The sequence below is a fragment of the Actinacidiphila sp. bgisy144 genome (assembly GCF_057708105.1).
The window spans coordinates 83,347-105,617 of sequence record NZ_JBYIRM010000002.1 but is presented as its reverse complement, the minus strand read 5'-3'; the positions used below and the strand labels follow the sequence as shown (position 1 = coordinate 105,617).

General features: G+C 73.7%; 20 protein-coding genes. 10 read left to right on the top strand and 10 right to left on the bottom strand.

The window, feature by feature from the left end:
- Positions 1 to 6: 6 nt before the first annotated feature.
- Together AC3EVP_RS03395 and dapE are read right to left on the bottom strand one after the other, a co-directional pair.
- Positions 7 to 1,089, bottom strand: a complete 1,083-nt coding sequence (locus tag AC3EVP_RS03395; RefSeq protein ID WP_435125813.1) for an alpha/beta hydrolase — start codon at positions 1,087 to 1,089, stop codon at positions 7 to 9.
- 106 nt (positions 1,090 to 1,195) lie between these two features.
- Positions 1,196 to 2,263, bottom strand: a complete 1,068-nt coding sequence (dapE, locus tag AC3EVP_RS03390; RefSeq protein WP_435125811.1) for a succinyl-diaminopimelate desuccinylase — start codon at positions 2,261 to 2,263, stop codon at positions 1,196 to 1,198.
- An 83-nt stretch (positions 2,264 to 2,346) separates the two neighbouring features.
- On the opposite strand from dapE, the gene AC3EVP_RS03385 reads away from it, so the two are divergent.
- On the top strand, positions 2,347 to 3,252 hold the full coding sequence (locus tag AC3EVP_RS03385) for a hypothetical protein (RefSeq protein WP_435125808.1): 906 nt from the start codon (positions 2,347 to 2,349) through the stop codon (positions 3,250 to 3,252).
- A 207-nt stretch (positions 3,253 to 3,459) separates the two neighbouring features.
- Here the strand turns inward: AC3EVP_RS03385 and dapC are convergent, their stop codons facing one another.
- A complete protein-coding gene (gene dapC / locus AC3EVP_RS03380; RefSeq protein WP_335977516.1) occupies positions 3,460 to 4,566 on the bottom strand; it encodes a succinyldiaminopimelate transaminase in 1,107 nt (368 codons plus the stop codon).
- Between the two features lie 108 nt (positions 4,567 to 4,674).
- Complete coding sequence (fdxA, locus tag AC3EVP_RS03375; RefSeq protein WP_040248668.1) at positions 4,675 to 4,995, bottom strand: ferredoxin; 321 nt, start codon at positions 4,993 to 4,995, stop codon at positions 4,675 to 4,677.
- A 108-nt stretch (positions 4,996 to 5,103) separates the two neighbouring features.
- Here fdxA and AC3EVP_RS03370 point away from each other — a divergent pair, with 108 nt between their 5' ends.
- Together AC3EVP_RS03370 and AC3EVP_RS03365 are read left to right on the top strand one after the other, a co-directional pair.
- Positions 5,104 to 6,090 (top strand): GNAT family N-acetyltransferase, encoded by a 987-nt coding sequence (locus AC3EVP_RS03370; RefSeq protein WP_435125805.1) that lies wholly within the window; start codon positions 5,104 to 5,106, stop codon positions 6,088 to 6,090.
- Positions 6,087 to 6,959: a transglutaminase family protein gene (locus tag AC3EVP_RS03365; RefSeq protein ID WP_335977523.1), complete on the top strand. Its 873-nt coding sequence runs from the start codon at positions 6,087 to 6,089 to the stop codon at positions 6,957 to 6,959. The genes AC3EVP_RS03370 and AC3EVP_RS03365 overlap by 4 nt, the downstream gene beginning before the upstream one ends.
- A gap of 31 nt (positions 6,960 to 6,990) precedes the next feature.
- Here AC3EVP_RS03365 and AC3EVP_RS03360 read toward each other — a convergent pair whose 3' ends face one another.
- Both AC3EVP_RS03360 and AC3EVP_RS03355 read right to left on the bottom strand, forming a co-directional pair.
- Positions 6,991 to 7,605, bottom strand: a complete 615-nt coding sequence (locus AC3EVP_RS03360; protein WP_335977525.1) for a response regulator transcription factor — start codon at positions 7,603 to 7,605, stop codon at positions 6,991 to 6,993.
- Positions 7,606 to 7,644: 39 nt separating this feature from the next.
- On the bottom strand, positions 7,645 to 7,974 hold the full coding sequence (locus AC3EVP_RS03355) for a nuclear transport factor 2 family protein (protein WP_335977527.1): 330 nt from the start codon (positions 7,972 to 7,974) through the stop codon (positions 7,645 to 7,647).
- A gap of 194 nt (positions 7,975 to 8,168) precedes the next feature.
- Here AC3EVP_RS03355 and AC3EVP_RS03350 point away from each other — a divergent pair, with 194 nt between their 5' ends.
- Genes AC3EVP_RS03350 through AC3EVP_RS03335 form a run of 4 tightly spaced genes read left to right on the top strand, consistent with a single transcriptional unit; the run spans position 8,169 to position 12,108 of the window.
- Positions 8,169 to 9,188 (top strand): ABC transporter ATP-binding protein, encoded by a 1,020-nt coding sequence (locus tag AC3EVP_RS03350; protein WP_435125799.1) that lies wholly within the window; start codon positions 8,169 to 8,171, stop codon positions 9,186 to 9,188.
- The gene (locus AC3EVP_RS03345) at positions 9,185 to 9,925 is read left to right on the top strand and encodes an ABC transporter permease (RefSeq protein ID WP_435125796.1); all 741 of its coding nucleotides are present in this window, start codon (positions 9,185 to 9,187) and stop codon (positions 9,923 to 9,925) included. Before AC3EVP_RS03350 ends, AC3EVP_RS03345 begins: the two co-directional genes overlap by 4 nt.
- Positions 9,926 to 9,929: 4 nt before the next feature.
- A complete protein-coding gene (locus tag AC3EVP_RS03340; protein WP_435125793.1) occupies positions 9,930 to 11,147 on the top strand; it encodes a sensor histidine kinase in 1,218 nt (405 codons plus the stop codon).
- 13 nt (positions 11,148 to 11,160) lie between these two features.
- Positions 11,161 to 12,108 carry a hypothetical protein gene (locus AC3EVP_RS03335; protein WP_435125790.1) on the top strand — a complete coding sequence of 316 codons (948 nt, stop codon included), beginning with the start codon at positions 11,161 to 11,163 and terminating at the stop codon, positions 12,106 to 12,108.
- Positions 12,109 to 12,164: 56 nt separating this feature from the next.
- Here AC3EVP_RS03335 and AC3EVP_RS03330 read toward each other — a convergent pair whose 3' ends face one another.
- From AC3EVP_RS03330 to AC3EVP_RS03315, 4 genes are all read right to left on the bottom strand, one after another.
- Positions 12,165 to 14,465: a hypothetical protein gene (locus AC3EVP_RS03330; protein ID WP_435125787.1), complete on the bottom strand. Its 2,301-nt coding sequence runs from the start codon at positions 14,463 to 14,465 to the stop codon at positions 12,165 to 12,167.
- Between the two features lie 152 nt (positions 14,466 to 14,617).
- The gene (locus AC3EVP_RS03325; RefSeq protein ID WP_335977538.1) at positions 14,618 to 15,055 is read right to left on the bottom strand and encodes a DUF6113 family protein; all 438 of its coding nucleotides are present in this window, start codon (positions 15,053 to 15,055) and stop codon (positions 14,618 to 14,620) included.
- Positions 15,052 to 15,975: an N-acetyl-1-D-myo-inositol-2-amino-2-deoxy-alpha-D-glucopyranoside deacetylase gene (mshB, locus tag AC3EVP_RS03320; protein ID WP_435125784.1), complete on the bottom strand. Its 924-nt coding sequence runs from the start codon at positions 15,973 to 15,975 to the stop codon at positions 15,052 to 15,054. Before mshB ends, AC3EVP_RS03325 begins: the two co-directional genes overlap by 4 nt.
- Before the next feature lie 92 nt (positions 15,976 to 16,067).
- Entirely contained in the window at positions 16,068 to 16,262 is a 195-nt protein-coding gene (locus tag AC3EVP_RS03315) for a hypothetical protein (protein WP_335977542.1), read from the bottom strand.
- A gap of 271 nt (positions 16,263 to 16,533) precedes the next feature.
- On the opposite strand from AC3EVP_RS03315, the gene AC3EVP_RS03310 reads away from it, so the two are divergent.
- From AC3EVP_RS03310 to AC3EVP_RS03300, 3 genes are all read left to right on the top strand, one after another.
- On the top strand, positions 16,534 to 18,780 hold the full coding sequence (locus AC3EVP_RS03310; RefSeq protein WP_435125780.1) for a S9 family peptidase: 2,247 nt from the start codon (positions 16,534 to 16,536) through the stop codon (positions 18,778 to 18,780).
- Positions 18,781 to 19,260: 480 nt separating this feature from the next.
- The gene (locus tag AC3EVP_RS03305; protein WP_335977546.1) at positions 19,261 to 20,292 is read left to right on the top strand and encodes an ABC transporter permease; all 1,032 of its coding nucleotides are present in this window, start codon (positions 19,261 to 19,263) and stop codon (positions 20,290 to 20,292) included.
- 152 nt (positions 20,293 to 20,444) lie between these two features.
- The gene (locus AC3EVP_RS03300; protein ID WP_435125776.1) at positions 20,445 to 22,199 is read left to right on the top strand and encodes an ABC transporter substrate-binding protein; all 1,755 of its coding nucleotides are present in this window, start codon (positions 20,445 to 20,447) and stop codon (positions 22,197 to 22,199) included.
- Positions 22,200 to 22,271: the final 72 nt, after the last annotated feature.

Below are 22,271 nucleotides of genomic sequence, written 5' to 3'. Positions count from 1 at the left end.
TACGCATCACGGTGCCGTCGACGGCGCCAGCGGGACCGCCCTCGGGGCTTCCAGCCGCCCGCTGAGCCAGGTCAGCGCGTCGGGGAACATCCGGCCCCAGGTCTTCCAGTTGTGGCCGCCGGCCGGCAGCCGGAGCGTGCTGACGGTGCCGGGCGGCCGGACGGCGGCGGCGATCTCGTCGGCGAACCGCGGCGGGCTCTCCCGGTCCTGGAGGCTGGACTCCACCAGCAGGTGGGCGGCCGGGCGGCCGTGCCGGGCCAGCCACAGCGGGGAGCGCACCCCGTGGCCGGGGTCGTCGGGGGCGAGCGCGGCCGCGGCGGCGAACCGGCCCGGGTAGTCCAGGCCGAGCCGCGCCGCGCAGTAGCCGCCGGTGGATATGCCCATCACCGCCCACCCGGCCGGCCCGGGCAGGGTACGGAAGTTGGCGGCCACGGTGCGCGGCACGTCGTCGGTGAGCCAGGTGGCGACCTTGCTGCGGCCCGGTACGTCGGCGCAGCCGGTGTCGACCCGGTCCGGGGTGATGGTCGGCAGCACCAGGATCGCGGGGTCGGCCCGGCCCGCCGCGATCTCGCCGGCCATGATCCGGCCGATCCGCATCCCGCGCAGGAAGCTGTGCGGGGTGCCGGGTATGCCGTGCAGCACCTCGATCACCGGGAAGCGGGTGTGGGCGTACCCCTTCGCGGTGTACTGCGGCGGCAGCCAGACGATCACCTCGCCCTTGGTGCCGGCGTGCCAGCCGCGCACGGTCGCGCGCCGGAAGCCGGCGGAGTACGAGCGGAACGCGGCGTGGTAGTCGGGCACGGCGGGCGCCGCGGCCGGGTGGGCGGCGGAGGCGGTGGTGGCCCCGCCGCCGCTGTTGGCGTCGCCGAGCAGGTCGGCCCAGGAGGCGTAGAAGCCGTACTGGTTGTTGACCAGGACCATCATCACGCAGATCGCGGTGGCCTGGCAGAGCAGGATCATGCCCACCCGGGTCGCGGCGCGCACCGCGCGGGGGCCGCGCACCCGCGACCACAGCAGCAGTGCCGCCGCCATCGCACCGACCGCCGCCACCAGCAGCAGCACGGCGAACCACGTGCTGGTCAGCCCCATGACCGGGCCCTCCCCCTCGACTCCGCCCGGATCGGGCGTATCCGATCGCACCATGGCGGATGGGAGGATGCGTACCCACCCCGGTTCGGTTGCTCCGGGGCGGGGACTATGCGGTGAGCCACTCCCGGAGCTTGCGCTCGGCTTCCTGGACGGCGGCGACGCGGACGTTCTCCTCGCGGGTGTGCGCCAGGGTCGGGTCGCCCGGGCCGTAGTTCACCGCGGGCACGCCCAGCGCGGAGAACCGCGCCACGTCCGTCCACGCCTCCTTCGCCGCGGGCGGGGTGCCGATCGCCGCGACGAACGCGGCCGCGGCCGGCTGCGACAGGCCGGGCAGCGCGCCCGGGGCGCTGTCGGTGAGCACCACGTCGAAGCCGTCGAAGACCTCCCGCACCCGCGCCAGCGCCTCGGCCTCGCTCTGGTCCGGGGAGAAGCGGTAGTTGACGGTGACCGCGCAGGTGTCCGGGATGACGTTCCCGGCGTGGCCGCCCTCGATCAGCACCGCGTTCAGGCCCTCGGGGTAGACCAGGCCGTCGATCTCCACCCGGCGCGGCTCGTAGGCCGCCAGCCGGGACAGGATCGGGGCGGCCTTGTGGATGGCGTTCTCGCCCAGCCAGCTGCGGGCGGAGTGCGCGCGGCGCCCGGTGGTCTGCACCCGTACCCGCAAGGTGCCCTGGCAGCCGCCGTCCACCCGGCCGTCGGTCGGCTCCATCAGCACCGCGAAGTCGCCCGCCAGCCAGTCCGGGTGGTGCTCGGCCAGCCGCTTCAGGCCGTTGAACTCCGCGGCGATCTCCTCCGCGTCGTAGAAGACGAACGTCAGGTCGCGGTTGGGGGCCGGCAGTCCCGCGGCCAGCTTCAGCTGCACCGCCACGCCCGCCTTCATGTCCGAGGTGCCGCAGCCCCACAGCAGGCCGTCCGCGTCCAGCCGCGACGGCAGGTTGTCCGCGACCGGCACGGTGTCCAAGTGGCCGGCCAGCACCACCCGTTCGGCCCGGCCCAGCGCGGTCCTGGCCACCACCGCGTTGCCGTCCCGGTCCACCCGCAGGTGCGGCAGGGCGCCGAGCGCCGCCTCCACCAGGTCGGCCAGCTCGCCCTCCTGCCGGCTCACCGACTCCACGTCGACCAGTTGCGCCGTCAACCCGGCGACGTCCTGCTCAAGATCAAGCCCAGTTCCCATTCCGCCACCCTAGGTGGTGCCGCACGCGACGGACGGTGGCGAGGGGGGGCGGAACGGGGGCTCGGTTTGGGTATGGTTCGCTCGTGCCCGAGTCGCCGTCCCCAGCGAACGAGAAGAAGAGGCGCGGCTGCGGCCTGCGCGTCACCGCCGGCCTCGTTGTGCTGCTCGCCCTCGGCGGCTACATCGCGTACCGCCTGGAGAACAACAACGCCCCGGCCGCCGCCGGCTGCACCGTCAAGACCGACGGCAACGACCTGGAGCTGGACACCGACCAGGCGGCCAACGCGGCGACGATCGCCGCGGTCGCGATGTCCCGCGACCTGCCCGAGCGCGCGGTGACGATAGCGCTGGCCACGGCGATGCAGGAGTCCCAGCTGCGCAACCTCGACAGCGGTGACCGCGACTCCCTGGGCCTGTTCCAGCAGCGCCCCTCGCAGGGCTGGGGCACCGCCAAGGAGATCCAGGACCCGGTGTACGCCGCGGGCGCGTTCTTCGACAGCCTGGTCAAGATCCAGGGGTACACCAAGCTCCCGGTGACCGTCGCCGCCCAGCGGGTCCAGCGCAGCGGCTACCCCGAGGCGTACGCCCAGCACGAGTCCGAGGCGACCTCCCTGTCCGCCGCGCTGACCGGGCAGGAGGGCGGGTCGCTGAGCTGCACCACCGGGGCGGACACCGCGTACAGCGCCGGCGGCCGGCTGGGCGACACCGCGGCGGTCGCCGCGCGGCTGAAGCGGGAGTTCGGCAGCCGGGCGAAGTCGAGCGACGACAGCGCGCCGCGCACCGTCGCCGTCACCTCCGGCACCAGCCGGGCCCGCAGCTGGCAGCTCGCCCAGTGGGCGGTCGCCCACGCCCACGACCTCAAGGTCGAGCAGGTCACCCTCGGCGACTCCCGCTGGCAGGCCGCCAAGTCCGACAAGGGCTGGCAGCAGACGAAAGCGGCCGACGCCAAGGATGCGGACCCTGTGGTCCGCATCACCGTGGCTCGCTGACCCTCCCGACTGCCCCGTCCGCGGAGTTACGGGACCTTGCGGTCCGCGGTGGCTGGTCGCGCAGTTCCCCGCGCCCCTGAACAACTGCGGCTCGCACCGGGCTTGCCCCGGGGGACCCGAGCGAATCCAGGGGGCGCGGGGAACTGCGCGACCAGCCCTCCACCGGCGGGTGGTCCCGGAACCGGCAGAACCACCCACCCCGGAGGGTCAGCCCAGCCTGGAAACCGCCGCGGCGACCCGCTCGTCCGTCGCGGTGAAGGCGACGCGGACGAAGTTCTGGCCGGCCGGGCCGTAGAACTCGCCGGGGGCGACGAGGACACCGTGCTTGGCGAGGTCGGCGACGGTCTGCCAGCAGTCCTCGTCGCGGGTGGCCCACAGGTAGAGGCTGGCCTCGCTGTGCTCGATCCGGAAGCCGGCGCCTTCAAGCGCCCCGCGCAGCGCCGCCCGGCGCTGCGCGTACAGCTTCTTCTGGGCGACCGCGTGCTCGCGGTCGCCCAGCGCCGCGGCCATCGCGGCCTGCACCGGCTGCGGCACGATCATCCCGGCGTGCTTGCGCACCCCGAGGAGTTCGGCGACGACCGCGGGGTCACCTGTGAGGAAGGCCCCGCGGTACCCGGCGAAGTTGGACCGCTTGGACAGCGAGTGCACGGCGAGCAGCCCGTCGTGGCTGTCCCCGCAGACGTCGGGGTGGAGCACGGAGACCGGCTCGGCGCCCTCCCAGCCGAGTTCGATGTAGCACTCGTCGGAGACGACGAGGACGCCGTGCTCGCGGGCCCACGCCACGATCCGGCGCAGTTCGGCGGCCGGCAGCACGCGCCCGGTCGGGTTGGAGGGGCTGTTGAGCCAGAGCAGCCGGGTGCGGGCCGGGTCGAGGTCGGCGGCGGGGTCGTCGTAGCGGGCCGCCCCGGCGCGGGCGATGAGCGCGCCGATCTCGTAGGTCGGGTAGGCCAGCGACGGGTAGCCGACCTGGTCGCTCTCGCGCAGGTCGAGCAGGGTGGGCAGCCAGCCGACGAGTTCCTTGGAGCCGATGAGCGGCAGGATGTGCGCCGGGTCCGCCCCGCTGACGCCGTGCCACTCCCGCAGGTAGCGCGCCGCGGCCTCGCGCAGCGCGGCGGTGCCGTAGGTGAGCGGGTAGCCGGGGCTGTCCGCGGCGGCGGTCAGGGCCTGCCGGACCACCTCGGGGACGGGGTCCACCGGGGTGCCCACGGACAGGTCGACCACGCCGTCGGGGTGCGCGGCCGCCGTGGCCTTGTACGGCTCCAGACGGTCCCAGGGGAAGACCGGAAGGCGGGCGGAGATGCTCAACGTGCTCACTCTCGCAGACGGTTCGTACGGTGGTGCAGCACGCCGGGCCCCGTAGCGGCGGCGATGTGCGCGGCTACGGGGCCCGGCGGTGGTCAGCCCCGGGTGGTGGTCACCGGGTCACTGGTTCTGCGGCGGCAGTTCCGCGACGAAGGGGTGGTCGCGCTCGATCAGGCCGAGCTTCGAGGCGCCGCCCGGCGAGCCCAGCTCGTCGAAGAACTCCACGTTGGCCTTGTAGTAGTCCTTCCACTCCTCCGGGGTGTCGTCCTCGTAGAAGATCGCCTCGACCGGGCAAACCGGCTCACACGCGCCGCAGTCGACACACTCGTCCGGATGGATGTACAAGGACCGGCTGCCCTCGTAGATGCAGTCGACCGGGCACTCTTCGATGCACGCCTTGTCCTTGACGTCGACACAAGGCTGCGCGATGACGTAGGTCACGCTGTCGTTCCTCCTCGGTAGGGCTCATCTCGCGCGGGAGCGCGGCGTCGTCGATGCCCGCACCTAGTATCTCCGTTCCTGGGCACGTTCCGAACAGGAGGGGCACGCATGCCAGGGGATTTCTCGTCCGGGGTTCGGCTCGAAATCCGGATCACCCCCGCTGACGTGGGAAAACGCGTCTCGGTCCGGCAGGTGGTCCAGGTCACCGACGGGCATCCTACGTTCACCGATACGGTCGGTGTTCTCGCATCCTGGGATACGGGAGTGGTCTGCATCACTCGGCGGACCGGGGAAACGGTGCGGATCGAGGAGGAGGCACTCGTGGCGGGGAAGGTGGTGCCGCCCGCTCCCGCGCGGCGCGGCGGCGGGACCGGCGTGCCGGCGGTGACCGACGAGGAGATCGAGGCGGTGGCGTCACGGGCCTGGCCGGCCCTGGAGACCGCGCCGCTGGGCGGGTGGACGCTGCGGGCGGCGGGCGGGTTCACCCGGCGGGCGAACTCCGTGCTGGTGACGGGCGACCCGGGCGTGCCGCTGCCGCGGGCGCTGGCGGCCGTGACCGGCTGGTACGCCGAGCGCGGGCTCCCCGCGGTGCTCCAGGTGCCGGACGCCTCGCCGTACGCCGACCGGCTCGCGCGCGCGGGGTGGGTGCGCGAGGCGGACAGCCTGGTGCGCACCGCGCCGCTGGTGCCGCTGACGTCCCTGCCCGAACCGCCGGACGCCCCGGTGGAGTTGTCGCGTGCGCCGGACGCCGCGTGGCTGGCCGCCTACCACCGCACCGGCGCGCTCGCCGAGGCCGCGCTGAAGGTGGTCTCGGGCGGGCCGTCGGTGTGGTTCGCCACCGCGCCCGGCGCGATCGGCCGGGCCGTCGTCGAAGGGCCCTGGGTGCTGTTCGGCGCGGTCGAGGTCGCGCCCGGGCGCCGCCGCAGGGGGCTGGCCACCGCGGTGATGGGCGCGCTGGCCCGCCGGGCGTACGACGAGGGCGCGCGGGCCGCCTACCTCCAGGTCGAGGCGGACAACGAGGCCGCCCGCGCGCTCTACGACCGGCTCGGCTTCACCGACCACCACGGCTACCACTACCGGCGCCCCCCGGCATGACGGCTTCGGTACGCGAACGGTTCGCCGCCGCCGCCCGCGAGGAGCGGCCCGACCTGGCGGAGCTGTGCCTGCTGATCGGGGCGGAGGCGGACCCGGCGCTGGACGGCCCGGTGGCCGACCTCGCGCAGATCGAACTCGACCGGCTCGCCGGGCTGCTGCCGTACGGCGCGGCCACGCCGCTGGAGTGGGCGCAGGCGCTCGGCCGGGTGCTGGGCGCCGGGCACGGCTTCCACGGCACGCCCGCGGACTACGGGCGGCTGTCGTCGTCGCTGCTCCAGGAGGTCCTGCGGCGGCGGCGCGGGCTGCCGATCCTGCTGTCGGTGGTGTGGATGGAGGTGGCGCGGCGCGCGGGGGCGCCGGTCCACGGGGTGGGGCTGCCCGGGCACTTCGTGGTGGCGCTGGGCGATCTGGAGCCGCACGGCGCCCGGTTCGGGGCGGACCCGGCACCTTATGTGCTGGTCGACCCGTTCGACGGCGGGCGCGTGCTGTCCGGGCCCGACGCCGAACGGCTCGTGTCCGGTGCGGTCGGCGGGGCTGCCGGCGGGGGCGCGGGCGGGCCTGCCGCGGCTCCGGTGCCCGCGGACACCCTGGACATCGTGCGGCGCGTGCTGAACAACATCCGGGCGTGGGCGGCGCCGCGGCCCGAGCGGCTGCCGGTGCAGCTGTGGACCCTGGACCTCACGCTGCTCCTCCCCCGGCACCCGGCCCGCCTGCGCTACGAGCGGGCCCAGGTGCTCGTCCAGATGGGCGACTTCCTCGGCGGCGCCGCCGAGATGGAGGAGTACGCCGAGGTCATCGGCGCGTTCGACGCCGAGACGGCGGCCGCCATCCGTACCCAGGCGCGTGCGGCGCGGGCCCGGCTCAACTGACCCTGCTTGGTTGTGCGTCGCCCCGGGGGCGTCAGAGCCAGCCCTTCTCGCCCGCGATGCGGGCGGCTTCGGCGCGGTTGCGGGCACCGGTCTTCTGGATGGCGGTGGACAGGTAGTTGCGGACGGTCCCCTCGGACAGGCGCAGGCGGCGGGCGATCTCGGCGTTGAGCGCGCCGTCGGCCGCCGCGTTGAGGACCTCGCGTTCGCGGGCGGTCAGCGGGTCCGCCCCCTCCGCGAGGGCCGCCGCGGCCAGCGAGGGGTCGATGACCCGCTCCCCGGCGAGTACCCGCCGTACCGCGTCGGCCAGTTGCGCCGCGGGCGCGTCCTTGACGAGGAACGCCCGCGCGCCCGACTCCATCGCGCGCCGCAGGTAGCCGGGCCGGCCGAAGGTCGTCACGATGACGACCTTCACCTCGGGCGCGGCCGCGCGGACCTGCGCGGCGGCCTCGATCCCGGTCGCCCCGGGCATCTCGATGTCGAGCAGCGCCACGTCGGGCCGGTGCTCCAGCACCGCGGCCACCACCTCGTCGCCGCGCGCGACCTGCGCGACGACCTCGATGTCCGCCTCCAGCCCGAGGAGCGTGGCCAGGGCCTCCCTGACCATCGACTGGTCGTCGGCCAGCAGCACTCGGATGTTCCCCGTCACCCCGGCACCTTAGCGGCTCCGCCCGGCGGGGCACCGGTGTCACCCGCTGATGCGCATCAGGTCGATGTGGTCGCCGGTGACGGTGAAGGTGAAGTCGGACGGGCCGTTGAAGCCGTTGCCGCCGACCCGGGTGGAGACGGTGGTGGTGGTCTCGTCCTGATGGGTGCCGGTGACGCGCAGGGAGACCTGCTTGCCGATGAACTCGGCGTCGCTCCACTCCCGGATGGCGTCGTGGCCGCGGAAGACCCGGCCCCAGTCGTCCACCGCCCCGTCCGGGGCGAAGGCGGCAAGGAAGTCCTCGGTGTTCCCCGCGTCCGCCGCTTCCAGGGCTGCGGCGACCGGGATCGGCAGGGGCTCGGCGCTGGTCATGCCCGCTCAACGACGGCCCGCGTGGCGGGTCACGCCCCGCGTCGGCCATCAGGGGGCCGGGCCGGTCAGGCCCCGGCGGCGCGGGGCCGTACGGCAGCGGGATCGTACGCAGGAGGGCCGTATGACATCTGTCATGCGGAAGTCACGACCCGGCACACTGCCGCCGACCGGCCGCCGCGCGCGACAGTGGGGCCATGACGGCAGCATCGGTGGGTACGAACACGCAGGCGCGGGGCGCGGGCCCCGGCCCGGGACAGCCCGTGGCGGCTTTCCGGGACGTGGGCAAGAGCTTCGGGGCGGTACGGGCGGTGTCCGACCTGAGCCTGGAACTGCACCCCGGGCAGACGGTGGCGCTGCTCGGGCCGAACGGCGCGGGCAAGTCCACGGCGCTCGACCTGCTCCTGGGCCTGAAGAACCCCGACCGCGGCGAGGTGCGGGTCTTCGGCACCGGCCCGGCCCAGGCGATCGCCAGGGGGCAGGTCGGCGCGATGCTGCAAAGCGGCGGGCTGATGGAGGAGGTCACGGTCCGCGAGCTGGTCACGCTCGCCTGCGACCTGCACCCCAGGGCGTACCCGGTGGACCAGGTGCTGGCCGCCGCCGACCTCACCGGGATCGGCGACCGCAAGGTCAACAAGCTCTCCGGCGGGCAGGAGCAGCGGGTCAGGTTCGCGATGGCCACGGCCGGCGCGAACGACCTGATCGTGCTCGACGAGCCGACCACGGGCATGGACGTGACCGCCCGGCAGGCGTTCTGGGCGACCATGCGCGCCCAGGTCGACCAGGGCCGTACGGTGCTGTTCGCCACGCACTACCTGGAGGAGGCGGACGCGATCGCGGACCGGGTGCTGGTCCTGCACCAGGGCCGGCTGATCGCGGACGGCACCGCGGCCGAGATCAAGGCGCGCGCGGGGGCCCGCCGGATCACCTTCGACCTGGCCGGCGCCGTGGACGAGCAGGCGCTGCGGGCCCTGCCGCACGTGGTGGGCCTGGACGTGACCGGCCCGACGGTGCGCATCCGCTCCGACGACGCGGACGCCACCATGCACGCGGTGTACGGGCTGGGCCTGTACCCGCGCAACCTGGAGGTCGCCGGGCTCGGCCTGGAGCAGGCGTTCCTCGCCCTCACCGACGCCGCGGGGAGCACGGCGGCGAAGTCGGCGGCGCCCACCGCCGGGACCGGCACCACGAGCACCGAGGAGGCGGGGCGGCGATGACGACCCTGATCCGGCTGGAGATCACCCGCACCCTGCGGAACCGCAAGTTCATGTTCTTCTCGGTGCTCTACCCGGCGTTCCTGTTCCTGGCGGTCGCCCTGAGCTACAAGAAGGGCGACACCGTCGGCGGCCACGGGCTGTCGGCGGTGGCCTACCTGATGGTCTCGATGGCCGCGTTCGGCGCGATGACGGCGGTGCTGATGGGCAACGCCGAGCGGATCGCCCGCGAGCGGGAGAAGGGCTGGGTGCGGCAGCTGCGGCTGACCGCGCTGCCCGGCCGCGGCTACGTCACGGCGAAGGTCGCCTCGGCGGCCACCGTCAGCCTGCCGTCGATCCTGGTGGTGCTGCTGATCGGCGGCCTGGTCAAGGACGTCCGGCTGGACGCCTGGCAGTGGGTGGCGATCGCCTTCAGCACCTGGGCGGGCAGCCTCGTCTTCGCCGCGCTCGGGGTGGCGATCGGCTATCTGGCCACCGCGGACGTGGCCCGGCCGGTCTCCATGCTGTTCTACTTCGGCCTGGCGGTCCTGGGCGGGCTGTGGGTGCCGATCTACAGTTTCCCGCAGTGGTTGCAGAACCTCGCCGGCTACCTCCCGGCGCGACCGTACGTGGCCGTGAGCCAGGCGATCGAGGTGGGCGGCTCCCCGCACCCGCGGGACATCGCCGTCCTCGTGGTCTACCTGCTGCTCTTCGCGGGGGCGGCGGCCTGGCTCTACCGCAAGGACACCCGGAGGGCATGACCGTATGACCGGCGCGTCTCGGCCGCAGTGGCGGCAGGCGGTGGAGGACGCCGACACCAGCCCGATGGGGCGGCGGCCGGAGACCCGCCGGCAGGCGCTGACCAAGCTGATGTGGATCGGCATCTGGCTCGCCTACCTCGGCTCGCCGGTCGGCGACCTGGCCGGCGGCGGCCACCCGCCGGCCGTCACCGCGCTCGCCGCGCTCGGCCTGCTCGCCTTCGTGGTGGCGTACCTGGTGCTGGCGTTCTTCCGCACCAATGAGCCCGCGCCGCCCCAGCCCTGGGTGTACGCCACCCTCGCCGGTCTCGCGGCGCTGGCGCTGGCCCTGTCGCTCGCGCTCGGCACGGACTGGCTGGTGCTGTACGTGTACGTCTGCGTGGCGTGCGGCGCCGCCCTGCCCGACCGGCGGTCGCGGTGGGCGGTGCCGCTGGCGGCCGTGCTGCTGGTGGGCACCGGAGTGGTCGTCGACCGGCAGGCGTCGCTCTACCCGGAACTGCTGCTGCCCGCGCTGCTCGGCGGCTTCTCGATGGTCGGGGTACGGCAGCTGGTGCGCACCATGCGGGAGTTGCGGGCGGCCCGGGACACCGTGGCGCAGCTCGCGGCCACCGAGGAGCGGCTGCGGCTCGCCCGCGACCTGCACGACCTGCTCGGGCACTCGCTGTCCCTGATCACCCTCAAGAGCGAGCTGGCCGGGCGGATGCTGCCGGACCGGCCGCAGGACGCGGCCGCGCAGGTCGCCGACATCGAGTCGGTCAGCCGCCAGGCGCTGGTGGACGTGCGCGAGGCGGTCAGCGGCTACCGCCGCCCGACGCTGGCCACCGAGGTCGTCAACGCCCGCAGCGCGCTGGTCGCGGCGGGCGTCTCGGCGCGGCTGCACGTCCCCGACCGGGTGCCGGGCCTGGCCCCGGTCGCGGAGGGCGCGCTGGCCTGGGCGCTGCGCGAGGCGGCCACCAACGTCGTACGGCACTCGGGCGCGGCGACCTGCGTGGTGGCGCTGGAGACCGGCGACGGCCGCGCGCGGCTGACCGTCTCCGACGACGGGCGCGGGCCGGACCCCGCGCGCCCGGCGGGCAACGGGCTGACCGGGCTGGGCGAGCGCCTGCTGCTGGCGGGCGGCAGCCTGCGCACGTCCCGCGCGGGGGACGGCGGCTTCACGCTGACCGCCGAGGTGCCGCTCGACCCGGCGCCGGTGGGCGCGAACCGGCCGCCGGGCGGCGGGTAGTAGGGTCCGGGCTGTGCCCGAGAGCCCCGAGACACCCGAGTCGCCCGAGTCGCCCGAGTCGCCCGAGACATCCGCGCCGCCCGCGCCGAGCCGGGCGGTCCCCGACGACCCCGACCCCGAAGCCGGCGGCGGCGCCGCCGGGGAGCGGCCGGACGAGCCCGGCTTCGCCCGCTCCGCTGCCGTCGGGGTGTCCGGCGGGGTGGCCGGCGGCCTCGTCCCGGACTCCGTCCGGCAGATCGCCGCGCGCGCCACGCTGCCCTTCCAGGCCGCCCGCGCGGACCGGAGCTTCGCCACCGCCTTCTGGTACAACGACCTGATCGAGACCGGCGGCGACCACGAGGTCATCCGGCAGTACCTGGTCACGGCCGCGCGCCGGACCCGCTACGAGATCGGGCAGTGGACCCTGCGCGGCGACCTCACCGACCCCGAACAGCCGCTGGACGAGCTGGTGATGGGCGGTTTCGCCAAGCGCTGGACGGTGCTGGGCCGGCTCGGCGTCGCGGTGATGCCCACGGTGGACCTGCATCTGCACGCCGAACGCAAGGGCTGGCGCTGGGACACGCAGGAGGTCACCGACGGGCTCGCCGCACGCGCCGAGGACGTCGAGGCGATCGGCGAGGGGCCGCTGACCGCCTACGTGCTGGGGCACCCGGCCGACGGCAGCGGCGCGTCCGCGCACCCGGACCGGCCGCAGGAGCTGCTGCCGGGCGAGGTGCGCCGCACCGCTCCCGACGCCCCGCTGACCTGGTCGGGCCCGCTGCCCACCGGTTTCGACGGCGCCCCGGTCTTCGCCGCGCTGCCGCTGCCCGACGAGCAGCTGAAGCTGCTGTGCCTGGGGGTCGCGCTGCCGGGCGAGGAGGGGCCGCAGGCGCCCGCGACGGTGGTGACGTTCGCGGAGCTGCGCGCCGAGATCCACGCGCTGGCCCCGCGCCGCAGGCGCCACTGGTGGCAGCGCGGCTGACGGCTCGGGCGGCTGATGGTCCGGGCGGCCGGCGGGCGCGCCGCCGGCCGCGGGCGTCAGCCGAGTTCGGCGTCCGGCAGGGTCACGCTCCGCCCGGCGGTCGTCTTGGAGTTGAGGGCCTGGATCAGCGCGGTGGCGACGTCCTGCGGGGTGACCGCGGTCTTCGAGCCGTCACCGCGCTTGAGCACCACTCCGTCGAAGGAGTTGCCGTACAGCGGCTGGAGCGCCTTCAGGTCGATGTGCGGGGCGAGTTGGCCGTCGGGCGTGGCCTGCATGGTGAGGAACTGCGGCAGCGTCTTGTTGAACGGCACGTCGCGGCCCGCGGCGATGATGTGCACCGGGCCCATCATCGCGGTCTTGCCGAAGCCGTTGACGGCCTTGTCGAGCGTGGCCTGGGTGACCTTCGGCTGCACCGTGGTGACCCGCAGGTCGATCGGGGTGTTGCGGCCGGACTCCGCCCGCAGCCGGTAGGCGGCGGAGACCTGGGTCGCGGCGGCGTTCACGTCGACGGCCTGGCCGGCCTTGCCGGGCACCGCGACGGCCTTGCCGTCCTCGAAGCGCACCATGCCGTCCGACCCCGTGCCGGGGGGGCCCGCCACGGTCTGCAGCGCCGCCTTCAGCTTGTCCTGGTCGACGACTATCACCGGCGCCGCGGTCCGGGTCTGCCCGAAGAGCGAGCCGACCACGGAGACCGGGTTGTAGTCGGGGTGCGCGACCTCGCGGACGGTGGCGTCGGTGTCGATGGACAGGCCCGCGATCGACGGCTTGAGGGAGTGCTGCTTGCCGCCGACGGTGATGGTCAGCGGCGCGCTGCCGCGGTTGCCGAGCGCGGTGTCGAGCTTCTTGACGGCCGCAGCCTGGCTGGTGTTGCCGATGTCCACGCCGAGCACGGTGGTGCCCTTGGGCACGTCGGAGTGGTTCATCAGCAGCCCGGCACCGTAGACGACGACCGCGACGACGACCACGCCCGCGCCGAGCAGCGCCGGCTTGGAGCGGCCCTTCTTGACGGGCTTGGCGGCCTTGGCGGGCGCGGCCGGAGCCGACGGGGAGGTCGCGGCCGGGCCGCCCGGCACCGGCGGTCCCGGCGGCGGCACGGACCCCGGTCCGCTCTCCGGCCCGGCGGCACGGCCGCGCTCCTCGGCCGGCACCGGCGGGATGCCGCCGACCAGGGTGTCGCTCGCGGTCCGCTTCCCGAGCGGCCGGCTGCCGGCCGGGGCGGGCGGGCGGAAGGCGTGCTCGCCGGTGTCGCCGGTCACCGGGGGCACCGGCATGTCGCCGGTGGCCGGGCCTGTGGTGGGGCCGGCCGGCGGCAGCGGGGCGCCGCCGGCCGCGTACGGGTCGGTGGGGATGCCGCGCGGCACCCCGGGCGGGAAGTCCTCGGTGCCGAACGGGAAGGCCCCGGCGCCCTGCTGGGCGCCGCCCGGGGTCTCGAAGGGCGCGGCGAAGCCGCCCGAGGGGGTGTCGTGCGGGCCGCGCGCGCTCGGGCCGTCGTCGAACGGCGAGCCCACCGGCGGCGGCAGGTACGCCTGCGGGATCGCTTGCGTGCCGGTGTCGGGGTCGGCAAACTCCTCGACGTACGGCCCCGCGAAGGGGTCGTCCGCGCGCGGGGCGTCCCCGGCGGGGGTGCCGGCGGCGGGCGGCACCGTGAACCCGCCCGCGGGCGTGGCACCGGGCGGGAAGTCGCTCTGGAAGCCGTCGCCGGAGAAGCCCTCGGAGAAGCCGTCGCCGGTCGCGCCCGCGCCCGCGGGGAAGCCCGCCGGGGCCGCACCGGGACCGGCGGCCGGGAAGGCGCCGCTCTGCGCTCCGGCGCCCTGGGGGCCGTTGCCGGCGCCCGGGCCCGTACCCTGTGCGGCGCCCGGGCCCGCTGCCGAGCCCGCGCCCGCACCGGAGGACCCGACCGGCTTGCGCGGCGCGAACCAGTCGCTGGTCTTCTCCTTCTGCTCCGGCTTGTCGGCGCGCTCCTGCTCCGGCTCGCCGCCCGGCCCGCCGTCGGCGGTCTCGCCGGGGGCGGCCGGGGCCGCGGGGCCGGTGGCGGCGTCGGCGCCCGGCGGCACGGGGGCGTTCGCGCCCTCCTCGACGGTGGTGCGCATCACGACCGGCGGGATCGGCCGGGAGCCGGGGATGTTGATCCTGATCCGGGTGGTCAGCGTCGTCTCGGTCCTGGGCTCGTCAGGGTCCGCCTCGCGGCCCGGCTCGGCCCCGGCGGCGCCGTCCGGCTCCTCGTCGGCCGTGCGCGGCCGCTCCTGCGGGTGCAGCGACGGGAAGGGGCGGGGGCCGTAAGGCGGGGTCCCTGACGGGTACGCGGCACCGCCACGTCCCTGGGGACCGGAGGACGAACTGTCAGTTTCACGACTCAAAGCAGGCTCTCCCGGTTTTCCACGCCGCCCGGCGCGTCACTTGGCGGGCGGCTCGCCGGCGCACCCACCATACCGACCTGTGCGCTGAGGCGGCTGCGGTCCGGCGGAACGCTGGGCCACACCCAACCATGCGGCGCCCCCTGCCCGCCAAGTCAGGTCCTATTCGTGCCGGATGGGGGCAGTTGGGGCAGCGTGGCGCAGATCACCGCGCCGAACGCCCCGCCGAGCAGGTAGACATACGGCCCGATGCCCGCGGCGAGCAGGAAGTCGCCCTCCGGCTGGGAGCCGCTGAGCAGGATCACGCTGATCAGCCAGACCGCGGCGGGCACCACCGTGCCCAGCCGGGTGCCGGTGATCCGCCCGCCGCCCAGGAACAGGCCCACGCACCCGGCGAGCGCCAGCAGCAGCCCGCCCGGCTCCCAGGCGGCCTGCACCAGGGCGCCGGCGACCGCGACGGCGACCGCGAGGACGGCCAGGACGACGTACCCGGCGATCCGGGCGCCCTGCGTGCCGCGGGGGTGGCTGGACAGCGGCCCGACGAAGGGGGTGCGGGTCGGTACGGGGCCGCGTCCGGCGGCGGGGCGGCTCATCGCACACCTCCGGCGGCCTTGTCGCCGCCGCGGGCCCCGGCCCGCTCCGCGCCGCCCGGTCCCGGCCCGAACAGGTCGTCCGCCCGCCCGCAGGGGGCGCCCTGCACCTGCCGGTAGTACTCGACGGCGAAGAACGGCTGGCCGAGGTCGTTGGAGAGCGCGAAGAAGGGCCCGTCGACGGCGATCTGCGTGGCGTGCGCCCGCATGGCGGCCCTCTTGCGGTCGGCGTACGCGGAGCCGTCCACCGCGACCGTCACGAGCGCGTCGTCGACCACGCCGGGGATGTCGTCCGGGGTCGCGACGCCCGCGAACGGGATGTCCCGGCCCCGGGCCGCGACCCGGTCGAACCCGGCCCGCACGACCGAGCGGGGGGTGCAGGTCTCGTAGACCCGGTCGATCCGGTGGCCGCGCCCGGCGGCGAGTTCGCAGCCGCGCATGGCGACGCGGTGCGCCTGGATGTGGTCCGGGTGCCCGTAGCCGCCGTTGTCGTCATAGGTGACCAGGACCTGGGGGCGGACCTCCAGGATGACGTCGGCGAGATGGCCGGCCGCCTCGTCGAGGTCGGCGCGCCAGAAGCAGGCCGGGTCGTCGTTCTGGGCGACGCCCATCATCCCGGAGTCCCGGTAGCGGCCGGGGCCGCCCAGGAAGCGGTGGTCGGTGACGCCCAGCGCGGCCATGGCCGCGCTCAGCTCGCCGATCCGGTGGGCGCCGAGGGTGTCGTCGCGGTCGGCGGCGAGGTGCGCCAGCTCCGGCGGGATGACCTCGCCCTCCTCGCCGAGGGTGCAGGTGACGAGGGTGACGAGGGCCCCTTCGGCCGCGTATCTGGCCATGGTGGCGCCGTTGTTGATCGTCTCGTCGTCCGGGTGGGCGTGGACGAGCAGCAGGCGCCGCTCGGGGGTGCCGCCGGGAGCATCGGTCATGGTGGAAGCCTACGGCGCCGCACGCCGGACCCGGGCAGCGGCCCGTGCCGCCACCCGCGCGCCCCTGCTCCGGACCCGGACCCGGACCGGACCTAGATCTTGATGTTGGAGATGGTCTGCGCCACGTTGCTGGTGAGGTTGGTGATCTGAGGAGCCCACGAGGAGCTGGCGAGATAGAAGCCGAGCAACGTACAGGCCACCGCGTGCCCTGCCTTGAGCCCCGAACGGCGGATCAGCAGAACCACGATGATCAGCAGCAGCAGCACCGCCGAAATCGAGAGTGCCACAGCGGCTCACCTCCTCATACGCAGGGTCCATGTCAGTTGCCACATGCTTATTACCCACCCACGGCTACGGATCATAACTTTCCGTGCGACCGCATAAGTCGGAGCACGGAAGCACGTGGGGGCGCATGAACAGATCCAGCCAACCGCCGTGTCCGGTAAGGGCCGTGGGCGACACCACGGGGTACGGCAGAGGGCCAGGTCAGCGTCGCGCGGGCGCGGCCGGGCGGTAATACGGGGGCGATTGTCGGTGCCACCCTCTAGGGTCGCGGGTATGACGTACCTCTCATTCCCACGGCAGCACGCGCGGACACAGCGGTTCACCCTCGGGGTGCCGCGGGCATTCGCGATCGCGCCGGGCGGGGACCGGGTGGCGTTCGTGCGGTCCCGCTCCGGCACCGAGCGGGAGCAGCTGCTGTGGGTGCTGGACCTGCCGGCGGGCGGCGCGCAGGACCCGGTGGAGCGGCTGGTGGCCGATCCCGCGGCCGTACTGGGCGGCGCCGGCGAGGAGTTGCCCGCGGCCGAGCGGGCCCGGCGCGAGCGCAGCCGGGAGGGCTCCGCGGGCGTGGTGGCCTTCGCGGTGGACCGCGCGGTGGAGCTGGCCGCCTTCGCACTGTCGGGGCGGCTGTTCGTGGCGGACCTGACCGCCGCCGGGGGCGCGGGCGGCGAGGGGGCGCCCGCGGTGCGCGAACTGGCCGTGCCGGGCCCGGTGGTGGACCCGCGGCCGTCGCCGGACGGCCGCTGGGTGGCGTACACGGCGGGCGGCGCGCTGCGGGTGGCCGCCAGCGGGGGCGCGGACTCGGACGCAGGAGCGGGCACGGAGGGGGGCGCGGATGCGGGCGGGGATGCGGGCGGGGGTGCCGCGGACCGCGCGCTCGCCGAGCCGGACGGCCCGTCGGTCACCTGGGGGCTCGCGGAGTTCGTCGCCGCCGAGGAGATGGGCCGCAGCCGCGGCTTCTGGTGGTCGCCGGACAGCAGCGCGCTGCTGGTCGCCCGGGTGGACGAGGCGCCGGTCCAGCACTGGTGGATCTCGCAGCCCGCACACCCCGACCGCGCCCCGGTCGAGGTCGCCTATCCGCAGGCCGGCACGCCCAACGCGGAGGTGGCGCTCGCGCTGTTCGGCCTGGACGGCTCGCGCACCGACGTGGTGTGGGACCGCGACCGCTATCCGTACCTCGCGTCGGTGCACTGGTCGCCGGCCGGCCCGCCGCTGCTGCTGGTGCAGGCCCGGGACCAGCGCTCCCAGGCGTATCTGTCGGTGGACACCGCCTCGGGCGCGACCAAGGCCCTGGCCGTCGAGGAAGATCCAACTTGGCTTGATCTCTTCCCTGGGGTGCCGGTCCTGACCCCGGCCGGCGAGCTGGTCACGATCACCGACGCATCGGGAGCACGTGCCCTGAAGGTGGGCGAACTGACCCTGACCGGACCGGAGTTGCACCTGCGGGCGCTGCTGGACACCGGGGACGGGGACTTCCTGGTCAGCGCCTCCGCCGGGCAGGCCGCGGCCGCGCCGGAGATCGGCGAGATCCATGTCTACCGGGTGCCCGGCGGCAGCGCCCCGGCCGCCCCGGTCCGCGTCTCGGCCGAGCCCGGTGTGCACACCGCGGTGCGGTCCGGCGGCCTGACGGTGCTGACGTCCGCCACGCCGGAGCGGCCCGGCCCGGTGACCCGGGTGCTGCGCGACGGCGCCGAGGTCGCCCGGATCGCCTCCCATGCCGAGACACCGTCGCTGACCGCGCGGCCGCGGCTGCTGGAGGCGGGCCCGGCGCGCATCCCGACCGCGGTGCTGCTGCCCACCGGCTGGCAGGAGGGCGACGGCCGACTGCCGGTGCTCATGGACCCCTACGGCGGGCCGCACGGCCAGCGGGTGCACGCGGCGCACAACCCGCATCTGGTCTCGCAGTGGTTCGCCGACCAGGGCTTCGCGGTGATCGTGGCCGACGGCCGCGGCACGCCCGGGCGTTCACCGCAGTGGGAGAAGTCGATCGCGGGCGACTTCGCCGGGGTCTCGCTGCCCGACCAGGTGGCCGCGCTGCACGCGGTCGCCGAGCTGTACCCGCTGGACCTGGGACGGGTGGCGATCCGCGGCTGGTCCTACGGCGGCTACCTCGCGGGACTGGCCGCCCTGCGCCGCCCGGACGTCTTCCACGCGGCGGTGGTCGGCGCCCCGGTCACCGACCTGCGGCTGTACGACACGCACTACATGGAGCGCTACCTCGGCGACCCCCGCGAGCAACCCGAGGTCTACGAGGCGAACTCGCTGGTGGGCGACCACGGGTTGGTGCAGGCCGCGGAGCCGGCCCGGCCGATGATGGTGATCCACGGCCTCGCCGACGACAACGTCCTGGTCGCCCACTCGCTGCGGCTGTCCACCGCGCTGCTGGCCGCCGGGCGGCCGCACGAGGTGCTGCCGCTGTCGGGGGTCACCCATATGACCCCGCAGGAACAGGTCGCGGAGAACCTGCTGCTGCTCCAGGTGGACTTCCTCCGTCGCGCCCTCGGCACCCGCCCGCGGCGGTAGCCGCGCCGCCCCCGCGCGCGCGAAGCCCTCGACACGTCGTGTCGGGGGCTTCTTTCGTTGTCGCCCGGTCGGGTGGTGATACTCGAACCCGGCGCCAACTCCACACCGCGGAGATCCAGACGACGGGCCCTAAGCGGAACGGCCGGTCGGGACCCGCCTGAACGGGCCCCGACCGGCCTACGGCACCCGCACGGCCGTACGTTGTTCAGACTGCTCGGTCCGTATATCGGAGCTGCGACAGAAAAGTTGCTTGCATGTAAACGCACTACGTACCACTAAGTCCGCAATGTCCGCTTCAACTGACCACTGTCAAGCACGTACGGACACCAATCTGCAAAACCTTCGCTCAAGATGCCAAACAACAAGCTTTCTTCCTTCCTTCCCCCCTTGACTGGAAGTTGATTCCATTGCGAAAGTCCGCTCAACCCATGACGCGCAACCCGCGTCGCACTGACGCTCTCGGCCCCGGGAAGTAACCAGATGACGAGTCCAAGCCAGGCTGCCGCCGATGGCGACAGCCTCACCCTCGAGCCCGAGGGAAACTCCGGCACCCCGGGCACGAAGGGCACCCCTGAACTCGCCGGACGCACCCCCGGTCAGCTGGCCTGGATGCGCTTCAAGCGCGACAAGACGGGCATCGTCTGCGCGGTCGTCGTGGCGCTGTTCATCATCGTGCCGCTGTGCGCGCCGCTCATCGGCAAGCTCTACGGCAAGAACGCCTACGACCTGTACGGCCAGGACGACGGCCTGCTGAACGGGTTCGGCCTGCCGATCAAGCCGAACGGCGGCATCAGCTCCGACCACTGGTTCGGCATCGAGCCGCGCCTGGGCCGCGACGTGTTCATGCTGCTGCTCTACGGCATCCGCACCTCGCTGCTGATCGCGCTCGCGGTCACCGTGCTCGCGGTCGGGGTCGGCGTGCTCTTCGGCCTGACCCAGGGCTACCTCGGCGGGAAGACCGACTACTTCATGGGCCGGTTCTCCGACTTCATGCTGTCCTTCCCTAGCCAGCTCTTCTTCATCGCGTTCTCCCCGGTCGTGATCCTCTTCTTCGTCAAGCCCGGCGAGCAGGAGTCCTGGTGGGTCCGCCCGGTGGTGCTGATCGGGGTGCAGTTCATCCTGGGCTGGATGAGCATCGGCCGCCTGGTACGCGCCCAGGTGCTGAGCCTGCGCGAGCGGGAGTTCGTGGAGGCGGCCCGGATCAGCGGCGCCTCCTCGTGGCGGATCATCAGCAAGGAGCTCCTGCCCAACATCTGGAGCACCATCCTGGTGCAGTCCACCCTGATGCTCCCGGTCTTCGTGACGGCGGAGGCGGGCCTGTCCTACCTCGGCGTCGGCATCGTCGACCCCACGCCGGACTGGGGCCTGATGTTCCAGACCGGCGCGACGTTCTACGACAGTGACATCACCTTCATGTTCTTCCCCGGCATCGCGATGGTGATCTTCGTGGTCGCCTTCAACCTGCTCGGGGACTCGGTCCGGGATGCTCTCGACCCCAAGACCCTTCGCTAGCAGGCCGGTACCCGGGGTGCGGGCCTGATAGCTCATCGTTCCAGTTGTCCAGGTCGTCGGACCGGTCCGTGCACGCGGCCGCCGGGCGTCGGCATCAGTGGCAGTTCAGTCCAGACAGGCAGGATTTCATGAGACACAGCAAAGCTCGCTTGGTGGCCGCCGTCGCGGCCGTCGGAGCTCTGTCGCTGACCGCCTCCGCGTGCAGCAGCGGGGGTGGCAACACCGGTCCTAGCACAGGGGGCGCAAGCAAGGCACCGGTTCCGAACTACGGTCTCGGCACCGCCGCCGACTCCACCGGCCCCGCCCCCGCGGTCGCGGGCGCCACCAAGGGCGGCACCGTCCAGGACCTGGACCAGGCGGGCTTCGACTACCTGGACCCGGCCCAGCAGTACGTCAGCGACCAGCTGTCGGTCTCCCCGCTCTACGCCCGTACCCTCACCGGGTACAAGATCGACCCGAAGACCGGGAAGACGATCCTCGTCGGCGACATGGCCACCGACACCGGCAAGATGTCGGACGGCGGCAAGACCTGGACGTTCACCCTCAAGGACGGCCTGAAGTTCCAGGACGGCAGCACCATCACGTCCAAGGACGTCAAGTACAGCATCGAGCGGCTGTTCTCGAGCTTCGTCACCCAGGGCCCGGTCTACCTCCAGAGCTGGCTGTACGGCACCAACTTCAAGGACGCGTACAAGGGCCCTTACGACGGTAAGGAGATCCCGGACAGCATCCTGGCCACGCCGGACGACAAGACCGTCGTCTTCCACTTCCAGACCCCGCACGCCGACGCGCCCTACGCGATGGCGATGCCGGTGACGGCTCCGGTGGAGAAGTCCAAGGACGACAAGGCCGGGTACAACAACCACCCGGTCTCCTCCGGCCCGTACGAGATCGCGTCGTACAAGCCCGGCAAGTCGCTGGTCTTCAAGCGCAACCCGTACTGGGACCCGAAGACCGACCCGATCCGCAACGCCTACCCGGACTCGTGGAACTTCCAGCTGGGCATCCAGCAGCCGGGTCTGACCCAGCGGATCATGGCCGGCTCGGGCACCGACAAGGACGCGCTCGACCTGTCCGGTGTCGCGGACACCTCGCAGATGGCCAAGCTGACGACCGACGCCGAGTACAAGGCGCGCACGGTCAACCAGTACCAGCCGTACGTCGAGACCCTCGACATCAACACCAAGCGGATCACCGACCCGAAGGTCCGCCAGGCGATCGCCTACGCGTTCCCGATGTCGCAGGTCCAGCAGGCCATGGGCGGCTCGCCGCAGGGCGACCTCGGCACCACGCTGCTCAGCCCGACCATCTCCGGGTGGAAGAAGTACGACCCGTTCGGCAAGCTCACCCAGCCGACCGGTAACGTGGAGAAGGCCAAGGAGCTGCTGAAGGAGGCCGGTCAGCCGCACCCGAAGCTGGTCTTCCCGTACGCGAACGTGCCGAAGTGGTCCACGGTCTCGCTGACGATCGCCAACGCGCTGGAGAAGGCCGGTTTCCAGGTCGTGCGCAAGCCGATCGACGCGACCTCCTACTACACGGTCGTCGGGAAGGTGAACAACCAGTTCGACATCTACCGCACCGGCTGGGGCGCGGACTGGCCGAACGCGTCGACCGTGGTCCCGCCGACCATGGACGGCACCAACCTGACGGACGGCACGAACAACTACTCGTTCTTGAACGACTCGCACATCAACAGCGAGATCACGCGGATCAAGAACATCGCTGACGTCAAGACCCAGACCGCCGAGTGGGAGAAGCTCTCGGAGTACTCCCTGTCGAAGGACACGGCCCAGGTGCCGTTCCTCTTCGACAAGTACTTCAACATCTACGGCTCCGGCCTGGGTGGTGTGACCTACAACTCGGTCATCGGCGCCGTCAACGCCAACACTGTGTACGTCAAGCAGTAGTCCGACAACCGGGCAGCCGGCCCAGGCGACCGCCTGGGCCGGCTGCCCCCGGATCTGACCGCGCGGCCGCCG

Bases quoted from the DNA above. Each gene is read 5' to 3' on its own strand.
- AC3EVP_RS03395 (WP_435125813.1), bottom strand. From the start codon at position 1,089: ATGGGGCTGACCAGCACGTGGTTCGCCGTGCTGCTGCTGGTGGCGGCG.
- dapE (WP_435125811.1), bottom strand. From the start codon at position 2,263: ATGGGAACTGGGCTTGATCTTGAGCAGGACGTCGCCGGGTTGACGGCG.
- AC3EVP_RS03370 (WP_435125805.1), top strand. From the start codon at position 5,104: ATGCCAGGGGATTTCTCGTCCGGGGTTCGGCTCGAAATCCGGATCACC.
- AC3EVP_RS03365 (WP_335977523.1), top strand. From the start codon at position 6,087: ATGACGGCTTCGGTACGCGAACGGTTCGCCGCCGCCGCCCGCGAGGAG.
- AC3EVP_RS03355 (WP_335977527.1), bottom strand. From the start codon at position 7,974: ATGACCAGCGCCGAGCCCCTGCCGATCCCGGTCGCCGCAGCCCTGGAA.
- AC3EVP_RS03350 (WP_435125799.1), top strand. From the start codon at position 8,169: ATGACGGCAGCATCGGTGGGTACGAACACGCAGGCGCGGGGCGCGGGC.
- AC3EVP_RS03345 (WP_435125796.1), top strand. From the start codon at position 9,185: ATGACGACCCTGATCCGGCTGGAGATCACCCGCACCCTGCGGAACCGC.
- AC3EVP_RS03340 (WP_435125793.1), top strand. From the start codon at position 9,930: ATGACCGGCGCGTCTCGGCCGCAGTGGCGGCAGGCGGTGGAGGACGCC.
- AC3EVP_RS03325 (WP_335977538.1), bottom strand. From the start codon at position 15,055: ATGAGCCGCCCCGCCGCCGGACGCGGCCCCGTACCGACCCGCACCCCC.
- mshB (WP_435125784.1), bottom strand. From the start codon at position 15,975: ATGACCGATGCTCCCGGCGGCACCCCCGAGCGGCGCCTGCTGCTCGTC.
- AC3EVP_RS03310 (WP_435125780.1), top strand. From the start codon at position 16,534: ATGACGTACCTCTCATTCCCACGGCAGCACGCGCGGACACAGCGGTTC.
- AC3EVP_RS03305 (WP_335977546.1), top strand. From the start codon at position 19,261: ATGACGAGTCCAAGCCAGGCTGCCGCCGATGGCGACAGCCTCACCCTC.